This is a genomic window from Streptomyces sp. NPDC055189 (genome assembly GCF_053606765.1).
Genome location: NZ_JBSGSG010000014.1, coordinates 23,423 through 36,802, shown reverse-complemented (window position 1 = coordinate 36,802; position 13,380 = coordinate 23,423). Strand labels below are relative to the sequence as shown.

Sequence of the window (13,380 nt, the reverse complement as noted above, 5' to 3'; positions counted from 1 at the left end):
TGTACGGGGCGGGCGGCTCACCAGGTGATGACCGCCCAGCCCCGGTGCGGCAGGGCGGGCTCGAGTTCCAGCAGGTCGCCGGCGGCTCGGGTGGCGGCCTGCTGCGGCTCGGTCAGCGGCGTGAGCACGGTGGCGTGCACGGTGGGGGGTGCCGCGGGCAGGTGGATGCGCGGGTGGGCCGCATCGGCGCTGCCGTTGACCACCGCGAGCTGGCGGGTGTCGCCCGATCGCGTCGCGTACGGGATCAGGTGGGGCGCTCCGCTCACGAGCGGCAGTCGGGGCCTGTCGCCCTCCAGAAAGCGGATGGTGGTGTGGAGCAGCCGCCGGCCTTCGTCACTGCGGGCCAGTTCGACGGGCGAGGTGGCGGCCAGGACCGCGACGCGTCCGCCGAGCGCGTTGACGAAGTGGCAGCGTCCTGCGCCCCAGTCGCGGCCGTCGGGTGTCTGGATCTGTGTCAGCACGTGGGCGCCGGGCAGAGGGGCGAGCCGGGCCAGGGACGGCTGGACGTCGACGCTCAGGAGCACCCCTGCGTCCGCCGAGGCATCAGCGGTCACCCGCTCGATGGCGTAGGGGCCGGGACCAACCCGCTGGGAGCGGGCGACCAGCTCGCCGGCCCGCACCCCCGTCAGGTCCGCGAACCCGCGCTCGGCAAGGATGTGCGCGGCCACGCCGTCGAGCAGCACTCCCCCGTGCAGCAGGGCGCGCAGCTCGTCGTCGTCGAAGGTATGGGCCAGCGGCCCGAAGAGGGCCTGGACGGGGGCGGGCCCGGCGGTGACCGGGACCCCGTAGCCCAGGAGGTAGTCCGCGGTCGGCCCGGCGTCGGCCGCCAGCTCCTCCGGCGTGCCCGTCGCGTTCGGCAACCGGGCGGCGGTGTCCTGGCGCCAGGGCAATCCGACGCCCAGCGGCACGGCCTGATGAGGGCGGTTCGCGGCGAGCCAGTCCAGGGCGGGCCGGGAGCGGCGCAGCAGCCGGTCGATGCGCGGGAAGGACTCGGCTCGCTCGGCCTGGGTGGGGTGGACGTTGAGCAACAGGGCGTCGGCGCCCGAGAGTTGGGCGGTGACCATCTCCGACCAGGTCTGGGTGTCGGACTTGGACCACGCGGTGTGCGGCCAGTTCTCGATCTCGGGCTCGCAGGCCGCCCGCTGCGGGCGCAGGACTCGCTGGGCCTCCAGGGACCAGATTGCGGAGGTCAGGCTGCGCGCGGGGGTGTCGGAGTAGGGCGCGAAGTGCGGCCGGTGGGTCACCTTGCCCCCAGCGGACAGGGCGGTGAACAGGTCGGCCCAGTTGCGCCCTTCCACCGAGTGCATGGCCGGCGCGGAGCTCATCAGGCCCAGCTGCGAGCGGCCGCCGGAGCGCTCCTGGACCACCTGCGCCAGGTCGCGGGCCACTTCCAGCTGGGCGGTCTGCCATACCTGTTGCAGCAGCGTGCGCCAGGGGTGCGGCCGCCCGGCAGCGGTGATCGCCGCGACGGCCTGTTCGCGGGAGACGGGCTCGCCCGTCAGGTCGGCCAGGCGCCGCAGCATGAGCGGTTCGAAGCCGCCGCCCCAGTCCAGCGGCGCGTGGTTGTGGAAACGGAAGTCGTCCTCCACCCACAGCACCCGGAAGCCGAGGCCGGCGAAGCGCCCGTAGTGCGCGTACAGCCAGCGGCGCCAGCGCGGGCAGGCGAAGGACGCCTGGGCGGTCGCGGGTCTGCCGGTCGGCGAGACCATGGGGGTGAAGCCGAGCGCGTCGAAGCGGCCCCGATCGGCGTGCCCGACGGTGACCCAGGGATTGAGGCTGACGTCCAGGCCCGCCCCGCTCAGGATCGCGTGGGCCTCGGCCGCCGAATCGAACCAGCGCGCCTCGTCCGGTCCCGCGAGGTGGCCCGTGTACAACTGCTCGGCGCCGAGCAGGAGCACCACTTCGTCGACCCCGTTCTCGCCGCACATCTTGGCCAGGGCCGCGGCCCTGGCGGCGAGGTCGTCACCCGGGCTCAGCTGGAAGCGCAGGTGGTAGCGCGCCCGCCGGGCGCCGGGGGTCATTTGAGGCTCCCGGCGACCAGGCCGGAGCGCCAGTGGCGCTGCAGGCACAGGAACAGCAGTACCAGGGGGATGACCGAGACCAGCGCCGCGGTGATGACGACGTTGTAGGGCACCGCCGAGCCGATGCCGCGCTGGGCCTGCCAGCCCACGATGCCCACCGTGACCGGCTGCAGCCGGTCGTCGGTCAGCATGAGCACGGGCAGCAGGTAGTTGGTCCACACGGTGACGAACTGGAACAGGAACATCGTCACCAGGGCGGGCGACATCAGCCGCAGGGCGATGGTGGCGAAGATGCGCGCCTCCCCCGCGCCGTCCATGCGGCCTGCCTCGATCAGTTCGTCCGGTACGGAGGCGGCGGCGTAGATCCGCGCCAGGTACACGCCGAAGGGGCTGACGATGCTGGGCAGCAGCACTCCCCAGTAGGTGTTGACCAGGTGGACCTGCGAGAACATCAGGTACAGCGGGATGGCAAGCAGCGGCTGGGGGATGAGGACTGCGGCGAGTACCGCGTTGAAGGTGAACTCCCGTCCGCGGAAGGAGTACTTGGCCAGGGCGTAGCCGGCCAGCGCGGAGATGAGGGTGCTCAGGGCCGCGCCGCCGGCCGCATACAGGGCGCTGTTGAGCAGCCAGCGCGAGAAGATCCCGCCTTGTGCCGTGAAGACCGTGCGGATGTTGTCGGCCAGTGCGAAGTCGCCGAACCAGAAGCCGTTGCCGGTGAACAGGCCGGAGCTGGTCTTGGTGGCGGAGACGACCAGCCACCACACCGGCAGCAGGAAGTAGCCGGCGGCCAGCATCATCACGGCCAGGACCAGCCAGCGGGAGAGCGCCAGCGGCGCGCGGGCGGCGGGCGCCGGCAGCGTGGGGGCCGGCTTAGCGGGACGGGTGAGGGTCTGGAGGGTCACAGGGCCGCCCCCCGTCGCTGCACGAACTTCAGGAAGCCGAAGGAGAGCACCAGCGTCAGCAGGGCCAGGATCACCGACTGGGTGGCTGCGTAGTTGAAGTCCCCCGCGTTGATGGCGGAGTAGGCGGCCGAGATGGGGGTGTAGTCGCTGGGGAGGTTCGGGGCGACGTTGTGCAGGATGGCCGGCTCGTTGTAGAGCTGCGCGGTGCCGATGATGGAGAACACGGTCGTCAGCACGAGGGCCGGCCGGACCATGGGGACCTTGATGCGCCAGGCGATGGCAAACGCGGAGCAGCCGTCCATGCGGGCCGCCTCGCTCAGTTCCGCGGGGATGGCCTGCAGCGCCGCGTAGATGATCAGCATGTTGTAGCCGGTCCAGCCCCAGGTCAGCATGTTGCCGATGACGGGGGCGAGCATGCCGTCCGTGGTCAGGTCCAGGTCGATGCCCAGGCTGCCGGCGGCGGCGCTGATCGGGCTGAGCCGGGGTGCCACCAGGAACGACCACATGATGGCGCCGATGACGCCGGGCAGTGCGTACGGCAGGAAGTAGGCGAGCCGGAAGAACCGCTTGAACAGCGTCTGGCGGGCGTCGAGCAGCAGGGCGAGGCCCAGTGAGAGGCCCAGCATCACCGGTACTTGTACGGCACCGATGAGCAGCACGCGCAGCAGCGAGCCGCGGAAGGCCTCATCGCCCAGCGCGGTGAGGTAGTTGCCGAGTCCGGCGAAGCTGGTGGTGGGCTCGGTCAGGCCCAGGCCGGAGCGCTGCTGCTCGTACAGGCTCTGGTAGAGCGTGTAGCCGATGGGGGCCAGGTAGAGGCCTGCGAACAGCGCGGCGAAGGGAAGAAGGAACAGCCGGGCGGTCCTGGCACGGCGGCGGCCGTGCCGCGAGGGGCGGCCGCCCCTCGCGGCCGCCGGGGGTGCGGCCGCCCGGGCTGCGGCAGGCGCGGGTGCGGCCGCCGCGGGTGCGGAAAGGGTCACGGTGGAACTCCAGTCGGCGGATGGTGGCGCTGGGGCCTTGCGTCGGCGGATGGCGGCGCAAGGGCCTCGGGTCAGCGGGTGGTGACGTTCAGGCCCTGGCGCTTGAGCTCGCCGACGGTCTTGCTCTGCACGCCGGCCAGGACGTCCGGCAGCGGGCTGCCGCCCTTTCCGGCGCGCCCGAGGCCGTCGGAGAGGTCCGTCGAGGCCTGCGTCATCGTCGGGCCCCACTGCCAGCTGGTGTCGATGTGCGCGGACTCCTGCTTGAACACGTCGTAGATCTTCTGGCCGCCGTAGAAGGGGTCGGGCTTGTCCAGGGCGGGGTGGCTCTGGCCTGCGGTGGCCGCCGGGTAGATGCCTGCGGCCTTGATCAGGGTGTTCAGGCTGTCCTTGTCGGTGCTCATCCACATCGCGAACTCGGTGGCCTGCTCGGGGTACTTGCAGCCCTTCATCACCGCGGTGGCCGAGCCTCCGTCGTTGCCGTGCGCGGGCCGGTCCGCGTCCCACACCGGCATGGGCGCCACCGCCCACTTGCCTGCGGTGCCCTTCGCGCTGGAGGCGAGGATCGGCGCGTTCCAGACGGCGTTGACATCGGAGAGGACCGTGCCTGCGGCCATGTCCTTGTAGAGCGAAGGATCGAAGCTGGGATGGGACTTGAGAAGCTTGTCGTCCAGGAGGCCCTGCCAGTAGTCGCCGACCTTCGTGTTGGCGGGGCTGTCGAGGGACACCTGCCAGGCGTCGTTCTTGGTGCCGAACCACTTGGCCCCGGCCTGCCAGGCCAGGCCCGCGTAGGTGTAGGGGTCGTTGCCGAAGGTCCCCAGGTATACGTCCGGGTCCGCGCGGTGCACCTTCTCGGCTGCGGCGCGGTACTCGTCCCAGGTGGCCGGGGGCTTGTCGATCCCGTACTTCTTGAACAGGTCCTTGCGGTAGAACAGCGCCATGGGTGCGGTATCCAGCGGCGCACCGAAGGTCTGGCCGGCGATGGTCACCTGGTTCCAGGTCCACTGCGCGAACTTCTTCTTGTACGGCCCCGCGTACTGGGCGACGTCCTGCAGCGCTCCGGCGGCGGCGAAGCTCGGCATCGTCTCGTAGCCCACCATCGCCAGACACGGCGCGTTGCCGGCCTTGGCCGCGGTGAGCATCTTGGTGTAGCCGCCCTTGGTGCCCGACGCCGTCTTCTGGAAGTTGACCTGGATGTCGGGATGGGTCTTGTTGAAGCGGGCGACGGCCTCCTCGTAGCCCGGTGTCCAGCCCCAGAAGTCGAGGGTGACCTGCTGCCCGGCGGCGTCGGAGCCGCTGTCGCCGGACGAGCACCCTGCCATCAGGACCATGGCACCGGCCACTGCCAGCGCCCCTGCCCGGATCCGCCGCATCTTCATGTCATCTCCTTGCCGTAATTAGTTCGGCTAGGATCTGAAATAAATAGTGGCACGTCAACGGGTTGAGGCCGGTGACTTTCGGAAGCGGAGCAGGGGCACCCGCCCCGGAGTCCCCGGCGACCGGCTACCTTGACGGGCGAATCGCCCAACGGAACAGGAGCAGGCCTGGTGAAGGCAGATCTACGCGGAGCAGGGGTACGCGGCCCCGGCAGCGAAGGACCGCTCCGCGCGAGCGACCGCGCGTCGCTGCGCCGCACCAACCTCGGCCTGGTGCTGCGGCTGCTGCGCGACGCGGGGCCACGGCCCCGCACCCAGATCGCGAACGAGACCGGCCTGCCCAAGGCCACCATCACCAACCTCGTCGCAGAGCTGGTCGAACGCGGCCTGGTGCGCGAGGGCCAGGCCGAGCGCCTCGGCTCGGTCGGCCGCCCCAGCAGCACCGTGCAGATCGACGGCCGCACCATCTGCGGCATCGGCGTGGAGATCAACGTCGACTACCTGAGCCTGATCGCCTTCGACCTGCGCGGCGAGCTCATCACCGAACGCCACATCCCCTTCGACGCCCGGGGCAGCGAACCCGACGCCGTCCTGGACCGCATGGCCGAGGCGATCGGGGAAGCACAAAAGGCCCTGCGCATACGGGGAGTTCAGCCCGTGGCGGTGACCATCGCGGCCCCCGGAGTGATCGGGATGGACACCGGCGTGGTCTCCTACGCACCCAACATCGGCTGGCGGGACGTCGCCGTCACCGACGGCCTGCGCACCCGGCTCGCCCCCGGCGCGCTGCCGATCCGGCTGGAGAACGACGCCAAGCTCGGCGCCATCGCCGAATACCGGGTCGCCGCCGCGGCGGACATCCACGACCTGATCTACGTGACCGGCGAGACGGGCGTCGGTGGCGGCATCATCTCGGACGGACGGCTGCTGCGCGGGTCAGCCGGATTCGCCGGCGAGATCGGCCACATGCCCCTGGACCCGACCGGACAGCCCTGCTCCTGCGGCCGCCGCGGATGCTGGGAGACCATGGTCGGCCTGGCCGCCCTGCTGCGGCTCGCCGCGCCGCCGGAGGATCCGGTCCACGACCCCACCGTGGACCTGGAACAACGCCTGACGGAACTGCGCCGCCGCGCGGATGCCGGCGACGCTCACACCCTTGCGGCACTGGAACAGATCGCCGACGGCCTCGCGTTGGGCCTCGCACTCCTGGTGGACGTCCTCAACCCGCGGGCCATCGTTCTGGGCGGCTACTTCGCCCACTTCGGCGACCACCTCGTCGACCGGGTACGCGGGGAACTGTCGGCCCGGGTCATGGCCCCCGAAGCCGGCGACTGCGACATCGTGCTGTCCACTCTGGGCTTCAGCGCGGCGGCACGCGGGGGTGCCTATCTGGCACTCGACAGCGTGTACCAGGACCCGGGCGGGGTTACTGCTGACGCGGGGTGAACTCGGTCTGGCTGCAGGCGTATTGCGGACCTGAGCCCGGACTCAGGTCCGCCTGCCACCGCCTTTCCTGATCCAGTCCCACTTCATGGCGCAGGCCACAAAGGGCGAGAGGAACATCGAAAGCAGCCAAAGGCCCACGCTTGCGGGTGAATAGATGTAGTAGTGCCACGCCACCGGCAGCAACGAAGGCGCGACCAGAAGTACAAGCAGGCCACCCCACCCGGCCAACGTCACGGCCGCCATGCGTACCACCACCATTGTCCCCACCCCCAAGCCGACCGACTCTCCGATTGAGGACCGTAGCCCCCGCCCGCACACGGCCCACACCGGGGGTACGCCCGAGACCCTGCGTCTGACCTGGCAAATCTCCGGGGGGACGAAGCGGCGGCGGTCCAACTTCCTTACGGTTGGGTCGGTTTCGAAGCCGCGCTGCGGGCGACGGCGAACAGCCGTGGTGGCTGCTGGAAATACTTCGGACGCCTCGCGGCAGCATGGGACGACGGCCGCCTCCCGGCGCCACGGTTTGCGGCCCTATGGGATCACGATTCCGGGGCCGTTGTCGCCGCTCAGGTTCAGGCCGAACAGCGCCTTGGCGGCCGGTGCTCCGATGTCGGTCGGGTTCTGCGCGGTGGAGTTGGCGGCCGTCAGGCCGGAGGCGGCGCCGCGCAGCAGCCACACCGCGCCGCCGTTCACGACGGTCCCCAGGTTCTCGCCGGGTGCGCCCGCGGTCAGGTCCGCCTTGCCGTCACCCGTCACGTCGAGCAGACGCACCGACCCGCCGAACCGGTCACCGGACTCCGCGACACCCGGTACGCCCTCCGTGTCCTGGTGGAAGGCCTGTGCTCCCGTGCCGGTGAGCCCGCCCCTGGCGCCCTTCAGCAGGACCACGGCGCCTGCCTTCGCCTTCGTGCCGATCGCCTCGCCGGGAACGCCGACGGCCAGGTCGGGGTAGCCGTCGCCGTTCGCGTCGCCGGCGCTCAGGCGGCCGCCGAACTGGTCGCCCTTCTCGCTCGTTCCGGGCACGCCCGCCGTGTTCTGCGTGATCGTCTTCGTACGGGTCTGGCTGGGGCCGGTCGGCGAACCGTAGTAGATCTTGACGGTGCCGGGGTCGTCCTCGGTGCCCTCGGTGTCGCCGTTGGCGAAGATCCGGGTCGCGAGATCGGCGTAACCGTCCTGGTCGAAGTCGGCGACGGCGGTGCTGGAGGCGGAGTCCAGGCGCTGCGGAACGGTGGACAGGCCGTCCTTGGTGCCCAGCCAGAGCTTGCCGCCCTCGGCGTGGTTCTCGTAGACGTAGAAGGTCGCCAGGTCCTCGATGCCGTCGCCGTTGAAGTCGCCCGTGGCCGTGGAGTTGATGGAGTTGTCGGTGCTGTAGACCTTCACCTGCTGCTCGCGGGCGGGGGCGCCGTCGCGGTCGAGGGGACCGTAGAGCACGGCGTGGTAGTCGTAGTCGTCGCCATTGCGCATGAACAGGTCCGTGTGCCCGTCGGCGTCGAAGTCGCCCGCGGTGATGTCCTCACCGACCTGCGCGTTCGCCGGTGCCCCGAGGCGTACGGCGCCCTGGCCGGTGATGCCGCTCTTCCGTCCCCACAGGACGATCACCGACCCGCCGACGTTGTCCTCCGGCCGGTATTCGCGGGTGACAAGCCCCAGGTCGGTCAGGCCGTCGCCGTCCAGGTCACGGGCGATCATCGCGTAGCCGAAGCCCTGGTCGTCCCCGGAGGTACCGGGCACGCCGGGGGTGTCCTGGCTGATGACCGTGGTGCGCCCGGAGGCCGGGCCCTGCGCCGAGCCGTATCTGATCGTGATGTAGCCGGCCCAGGTATGGCCGCCGACCGTCGCCCCGGGGGCGGCGACGGCGATGTCCTGGTAGCCGTCGCCATCGAAGTCCTCGCGCACGGTATTGGCGCGGTCCTTGGCTGATGCGATGCCCGCGACGAGCGGCACCCCCAGCGACCCGATCAGGGCGGCGGCTACGGCGGTCGATATGGCGGGTCGGCGGATGCCCACGGTTCCTCCCTAGAGCGCGAGCGGTGTCGAGACGCGTGCGCGCAGATGTGATTCATCTGCGAGACACGTGGAAACGGCTGATGGTTGTGCGGTGAACGGCATTTGAACGCGCGCCGGCTGTCCCGTGGACTGCTCCGCGGACCGTGCGGCCCGGCGCCCGGCTCCCCTTCGCCCCTGCGCCCCTGCGCCCCTGCGCTCTCAGGCTGCGGTGTTGAGGAGGCTGGTGCCTGCGGGAGTGGTGGTGTGGAGGGCGGTGTTGTGGTGCCGGGTGGTGTGGGAGAGGCCGGCGGTACGCAGAACGGTCGCGTGCTGGCTGGCGCTGGCCGGGGAGATGCCTGCGCGGCGGGCGAGTTCGGTGGTGGTGCAGCCGGGGTGGTGGGCGATGGTCCACAGCACCACGGCGCGGGTGTGCCCCAGCAGAGCGGTCAGGGAGTCGGGGATGGTACTCAGGGCCCGTGCGGTGTCGGTGGCCGGCAGGAAGAGGTCCGTGTCACGCAGGCCGACGGGATAGGTCAGCCACGGCTGGGGTTCGGCTGTTCCGTCCAGCGCGGGGTAGACGGCTCCGAAGACGGTGGGGATCAGGAGCAGGCCGCGGCCCGCGAGATGGATGTCGCCTTCGCTGCCGGAGGCCATGGTGAGTTCCAGAACGGGCGGTCTCCAGCGGATGTAGCGGGGGTTGAGTCCGGACAGCAGGGCCTGGAGTCCGCCGTGAGCGGCCTGCCGGGTACGCAGTGCTTGGTCCGCACCGCTGAGGGCGTCGATGTGCTCCTGATAGGGGGCGATGACGTGCTGATGGGCGTGGGCGGCGGTGTCGGCCAGATCCATGAGCAGTCGCCTGTCGCTGCCGAGTGACTGGGCCCAGGTCGGCACGGCACGCTGTTGGCCTCGTCCGGCCCAGGTCTCCATGTCCTTGCGGATACGGGCGGCTGGTGTGGCGCGCACCCGCTCCAGCGCCTCGTCGATGCTGCCGACCGTCGCGTGATCGAGGAAGTCCACGGTCCAGCCCGTCGGCGGGATCAGATCGAGGAGGCGCCTGGTGCCGGATGGCAGACGGCGCAGTGATTCCCTGCGCCAGGCCCCGAACCGCGTCGGATGGCTCCCTTCTTGCAGCAGTCGCAGCGCGATGTCCAGCTCCAGCATGGGACGAGGTCCGTCAGCCAGCCGGGTGCGCGCCAGATCTGCGGCCGTGAAGTGGAGACGTAGGGGCATGGCGCAGAGCCTGATCAAGATGTCGTTATTCGGGCTAGGCCAAATCACGTCGATCCTCGATCACCGCTCAGCCAATCTTGCACGTGAGCGAGCACGAGCACAGTCCACTTCGGCCCTCCGTCGGCGGGCCCGATCTGGATGTCGGACGGCCGCGGCAGGGGGGAGGCGACCGCCCGACCGTGCTCGTGCCGCTTCTCCAGGCTTCCCGGCATGACCGGTGCGTCACGCGGGCTGCGCCCGCCAAGTCACTCGCCTCCGGCACTGCCCGTCGGAGCGATCTCGCAGGTGCCGTGCCGTCCCACACCGGCCGCTGCACGATTCCGGCCCGGCCTGTCGGCCCCGATGGCCTCAACGCCCCTGACGGCGCCGCCTATCGAACCGACGCAGCACCCGCACCACGCGCCACACTCCGACCACCGCTCCGGCCAGGAAGCCCGCCGTCCGCAGGTTGTCACGTGCCGAACCGGTGAGGTCCAGTAGCAGCATGAGGGCCAGCGCCAGGGCACATACGGCTCCGGCCAGCAGGGCGGCCGTCACAAGGGCGAAGACGATCTCTACCGTCATCGCGTCCTTTTCCCACCGCGACTCACGCCCCATATCCATGCCGTAAGTCCTACCACCACGGCCAACCACACCATCATGATCGGCTCCAACTGGACACCGCTGATCTGGCGCTGGGCAGCAGCCAAAGCTGCGCGATCTGCCGGGTAAGTGTTCCGCAGGGGGTCGAAGGTACGTACTGTGAAGCGCCGAGAATGCCGCTCGCCCAGGCGTGAACGACCTCAACGTCGCCGCCGTCGAGCGTGTTCTGGGTGTGGAGAACAGGATGGGCGGGCGCCTCCGCGCCACCCGCACCTTTGGCCTCAGGGGGAGAACAACGATGGGTTCGGCCAGGAGTTTTGCCTGCGCGGGAATAGCGGCCTTAATCATGATGTCGGCAGCTGCGTGCTCGTCGGACAGTGGTACCAACGCTGAAGGATCGGCAGTCTGCGCCTACAGGGTGACCTATGAGGGCCGCGCCTACCAGGACGTGGCGAATGTCGAGTTTCGAGTGAAGGAAAAGCTCGGCGCCGCCACCCTCCCCGCTTGCGACGACACCGGTGCGCAAGGCGGGAGCGAGGACGCGGAGTCGACCGTGACCGCGTACGCGGTGGACGGCATCTCGTCCAAGGCAGCGATTGCGGTCGGAGAGACGCGCGAGGAGCTCAAGTTCGTCGCCGTCTACTCCGGTACGAAGCTCCCAGCCGAGGTGAAGCGAATGATCGACGGCTCGTAGCGCCGCAGGCGCCCTCCATCACGTTGCGTCCTACGCGGCTGTCGTGGCGGCTGCGCTCGGCTCGGCGGGGCAGAACAGTGCAGCCCCGTCAGCCTCTGAACTGGTCCAGCAGCCATGTACGCAGAGGATGCGTCCTGGCCAGCGGACAGCCGACCAGACCGCCGGTCGTGTTGGAGGGGTGGGTTCGGGGGGCGGGTTCGGTGGACGGGCGCGGCTCCGGTAGGTGGACACGGCTCAGGCGGATGGCGCGGGTCAGTGCGTAGCGGGCGGGTCGTCGAAGCTGGCGAAGTAGGCGGCGGCCATGTCCTCGTCGCCGTGTCCGGCCGCGGCGGCGCGCGCCAGGCGCTCGGCGCCCGCGGCGGCTACGTCGAGCCGCACGCCGTGCCGCTCTCCGGCCTCGACGATCAGGCGGGCGTCCTTGACGGCGGTGTTCACGGCGAACTGGGCCGGGGACAGCTGGTCGTTCAGTACGAGGCCGGCCTTGGCCCGCAGGTAGGGCAGGTCGAGCCCGCCGCCCTCGATGGCGTCGAAGAAGTTCTGCGGATCCACCCCCAGGGCCTGTGACAGGGCGAGGACTTCGCCGGCCGCGTTGGTGGCGGCGATGACCCAGCTGTTGGCCACGAGTTTGAGCCGGGTGGCGCTGCCGGCGGCTCCGTCCTCGCCGGTCCATACGGTGCGGGCGCCGATCGCGTCGAGGACGGGTGTCACGGCGGGGCGGTGCTCGCTCGGACCAGCCGCAAGGACGGTCAACTGCCCGGCTTCGGCGGGCTGCCGGGTGCCCAGCACGGGGGCATCGAAGAAGACGAGCCGGTGCTCGTCGGCGAAACGGGCCAGGTCGCCGATCACCTCGATCCCCGCGGTCGTCGACTGCACCCAGGCCGTACCGGGGCTCAAGGCCTTGGCAGCCTGCTGCATGACGTCCAGAGCGGCCGGGCCGTCGTAGAGCATGGTCAGGACGATGTCGGCGCCGGTGGCGGCCTCGGCCGGAGTGTCGGCGACCTGAACGCCGTCGGCGGCGAGGGGCTCGGCCTTGTCGCGGGTGCGGTTCCAGGCGCGGACGGTGTGTCCGGCTCGGGCCAGGTTACGGGCCATGGCGGCCCCCATAATCCCTGTGCCCATGATGCCCACGGTGCGCGTGTCGCTCATCGGTCCGCCTTCCCGGACGCGGCGCGGACGAGGCCGTTCAGCCATGCCTCATGGCCGTTGCGCATCGGGCGGCCGGGAACGCCCTGTGCGGGGTGCTGGAACTCGGTGAGACGGGTGTCCAAGGGCGGGAAGCCGAAGGTGCCGAAGCTGAAGACAGTGTCCGACTTGAGCTCGGGGCCGCCGCATTGGGGGAAGGAGATATCGGCGACGTTGGCGGCCGGGCCCCGGACGATCACTTCGTCGGAGACGAAGTTGTCGCCGGTGCCGGGCAAGTACTTCTCGGGCCAGGTGATCGCGTTCTGCGTGGTCATGCAGGGATCCTCTCGGATACGGCGGGCGTTCGGTCCGTGTTGCCGCGTTGCTGCGTCACAGGCATCCTCACGTTCCGCTGCCTGCGCCGCGATCCGGCGGCACTTCGACGCTAAGGCCGGAACCGACCCTGAGCCTCCTGCACGATCCGGACGAGCTGCCGCTCACCCCCCCCTCTCCCTCGCCTGGTAGGCGCCGGGAGTGTCTTCGCCAGCGTGTCAGTCGGTGCTCGGCGGGTGTCCTGCCTCCTGTCGCCGTGCGAACCGGGCTCGCGCGGCGTCGTGGGCGTCGCGCAGCAGCCGCACGACGCTCTCCGTGGTCCTCTCCCCCGGGCTGACGACGCAGAGCCAGCCGAGCACGCCGTACACCGGGTGGGGCAGCACACGGTCGGCGGCCGCGTAGTCGCCGGGGTGGCTGACGCTGCGCGGCTCCTGTCCGGTGAGTTCCTCGAACGTCGCACGGTCGACGTGAACGTTCACGCGCCAGCGGCCCGGCGGGTCGAGGTCGGAGGCGACATCGTCGGGGTAGTTCTTGGTGACGATCGTCCCGTAGGGCTGGGTGTTGTGGGGCATCTGGCCGTCGGGGGCGTAGTAGAAGAACGCGTCTCCCCACACCAGCTCAGGGAAGTCGCCTCCCGGTTCCGGGACAACCACGAGCGCTCCGTCGAGGCCGCGCACGAACGCGATGATCTGTTCCATACTCATGGTTCAAGCA

Annotated in this window: 13 protein-coding genes; 2 read left to right on the top strand and 11 right to left on the bottom strand. The window is 70.4% G+C overall.

From position 1 onward, the window contains the following. Positions 1 to 17: 17 nt before the first annotated feature. The 4 genes from ACWFR3_RS13270 to ACWFR3_RS13255 form a co-directional block, all read right to left on the bottom strand. Positions 18 to 2,021, bottom strand: coding sequence for a hypothetical protein (locus tag ACWFR3_RS13270; protein WP_453734658.1), 2,004 nt, complete (start codon positions 2,019 to 2,021; stop codon positions 18 to 20). After that, the gene (locus ACWFR3_RS13265; protein WP_453734657.1) at positions 2,018 to 2,923 is read right to left on the bottom strand and encodes a carbohydrate ABC transporter permease; all 906 of its coding nucleotides are present in this window, start codon (positions 2,921 to 2,923) and stop codon (positions 2,018 to 2,020) included. The genes ACWFR3_RS13270 and ACWFR3_RS13265 overlap by 4 nt, the downstream gene beginning before the upstream one ends. Next, positions 2,920 to 3,900, bottom strand: a complete 981-nt coding sequence (locus ACWFR3_RS13260) for a carbohydrate ABC transporter permease (protein WP_453734656.1) — start codon at positions 3,898 to 3,900, stop codon at positions 2,920 to 2,922. Before ACWFR3_RS13260 ends, ACWFR3_RS13265 begins: the two co-directional genes overlap by 4 nt. A 71-nt stretch (positions 3,901 to 3,971) precedes the next feature. Beyond that, entirely contained in the window at positions 3,972 to 5,276 is a 1,305-nt protein-coding gene (locus tag ACWFR3_RS13255; RefSeq protein WP_453734655.1) for an ABC transporter substrate-binding protein, read from the bottom strand. 168 nt (positions 5,277 to 5,444) lie between these two features. Here ACWFR3_RS13255 and ACWFR3_RS13250 point away from each other — a divergent pair, with 168 nt between their 5' ends. Further along, a complete protein-coding gene (locus tag ACWFR3_RS13250; protein ID WP_453734654.1) occupies positions 5,445 to 6,719 on the top strand; it encodes an ROK family transcriptional regulator in 1,275 nt (424 codons plus the stop codon). A gap of 42 nt (positions 6,720 to 6,761) precedes the next feature. On the opposite strand, the gene ACWFR3_RS13245 is transcribed toward ACWFR3_RS13250, so the two are convergent. The 4 genes from ACWFR3_RS13245 to ACWFR3_RS13230 form a co-directional block, all read right to left on the bottom strand. Then, the gene (locus ACWFR3_RS13245) at positions 6,762 to 6,962 is read right to left on the bottom strand and encodes a hypothetical protein (protein WP_453734653.1); all 201 of its coding nucleotides are present in this window, start codon (positions 6,960 to 6,962) and stop codon (positions 6,762 to 6,764) included. A gap of 288 nt (positions 6,963 to 7,250) precedes the next feature. Next, a complete protein-coding gene (locus ACWFR3_RS13240; protein ID WP_453734652.1) occupies positions 7,251 to 8,726 on the bottom strand; it encodes an FG-GAP-like repeat-containing protein in 1,476 nt (491 codons plus the stop codon). A 198-nt stretch (positions 8,727 to 8,924) separates the two neighbouring features. Continuing rightward, complete coding sequence (locus ACWFR3_RS13235) at positions 8,925 to 9,935, bottom strand: winged helix-turn-helix domain-containing protein (RefSeq protein ID WP_453734651.1); 1,011 nt, start codon at positions 9,933 to 9,935, stop codon at positions 8,925 to 8,927. Between the two features lie 348 nt (positions 9,936 to 10,283). Then, positions 10,284 to 10,538, bottom strand: coding sequence for a DUF6332 family protein (locus ACWFR3_RS13230; RefSeq protein WP_453734650.1), 255 nt, complete (start codon positions 10,536 to 10,538; stop codon positions 10,284 to 10,286). 169 nt (positions 10,539 to 10,707) lie between these two features. Here ACWFR3_RS13230 and ACWFR3_RS13225 point away from each other — a divergent pair, with 169 nt between their 5' ends. Continuing rightward, complete coding sequence (locus tag ACWFR3_RS13225) at positions 10,708 to 11,211, top strand: DUF6281 family protein (protein WP_453734649.1); 504 nt, start codon at positions 10,708 to 10,710, stop codon at positions 11,209 to 11,211. Between the two features lie 252 nt (positions 11,212 to 11,463). Here ACWFR3_RS13225 and ACWFR3_RS13220 read toward each other — a convergent pair whose 3' ends face one another. From ACWFR3_RS13220 to ACWFR3_RS13210, 3 genes are all read right to left on the bottom strand, one after another. Further along, on the bottom strand, positions 11,464 to 12,357 hold the full coding sequence (locus tag ACWFR3_RS13220) for an NAD(P)-dependent oxidoreductase (protein WP_453734648.1): 894 nt from the start codon (positions 12,355 to 12,357) through the stop codon (positions 11,464 to 11,466). Continuing rightward, a complete protein-coding gene (locus tag ACWFR3_RS13215; protein WP_453734647.1) occupies positions 12,354 to 12,668 on the bottom strand; it encodes a hypothetical protein in 315 nt (104 codons plus the stop codon). Before ACWFR3_RS13215 ends, ACWFR3_RS13220 begins: the two co-directional genes overlap by 4 nt. Positions 12,669 to 12,884: 216 nt before the next feature. Further along, positions 12,885 to 13,364 carry a DUF6194 family protein gene (locus ACWFR3_RS13210; protein WP_453734759.1) on the bottom strand — a complete coding sequence of 160 codons (480 nt, stop codon included), beginning with the start codon at positions 13,362 to 13,364 and terminating at the stop codon, positions 12,885 to 12,887. Positions 13,365 to 13,380 lie beyond the last annotated feature (16 nt).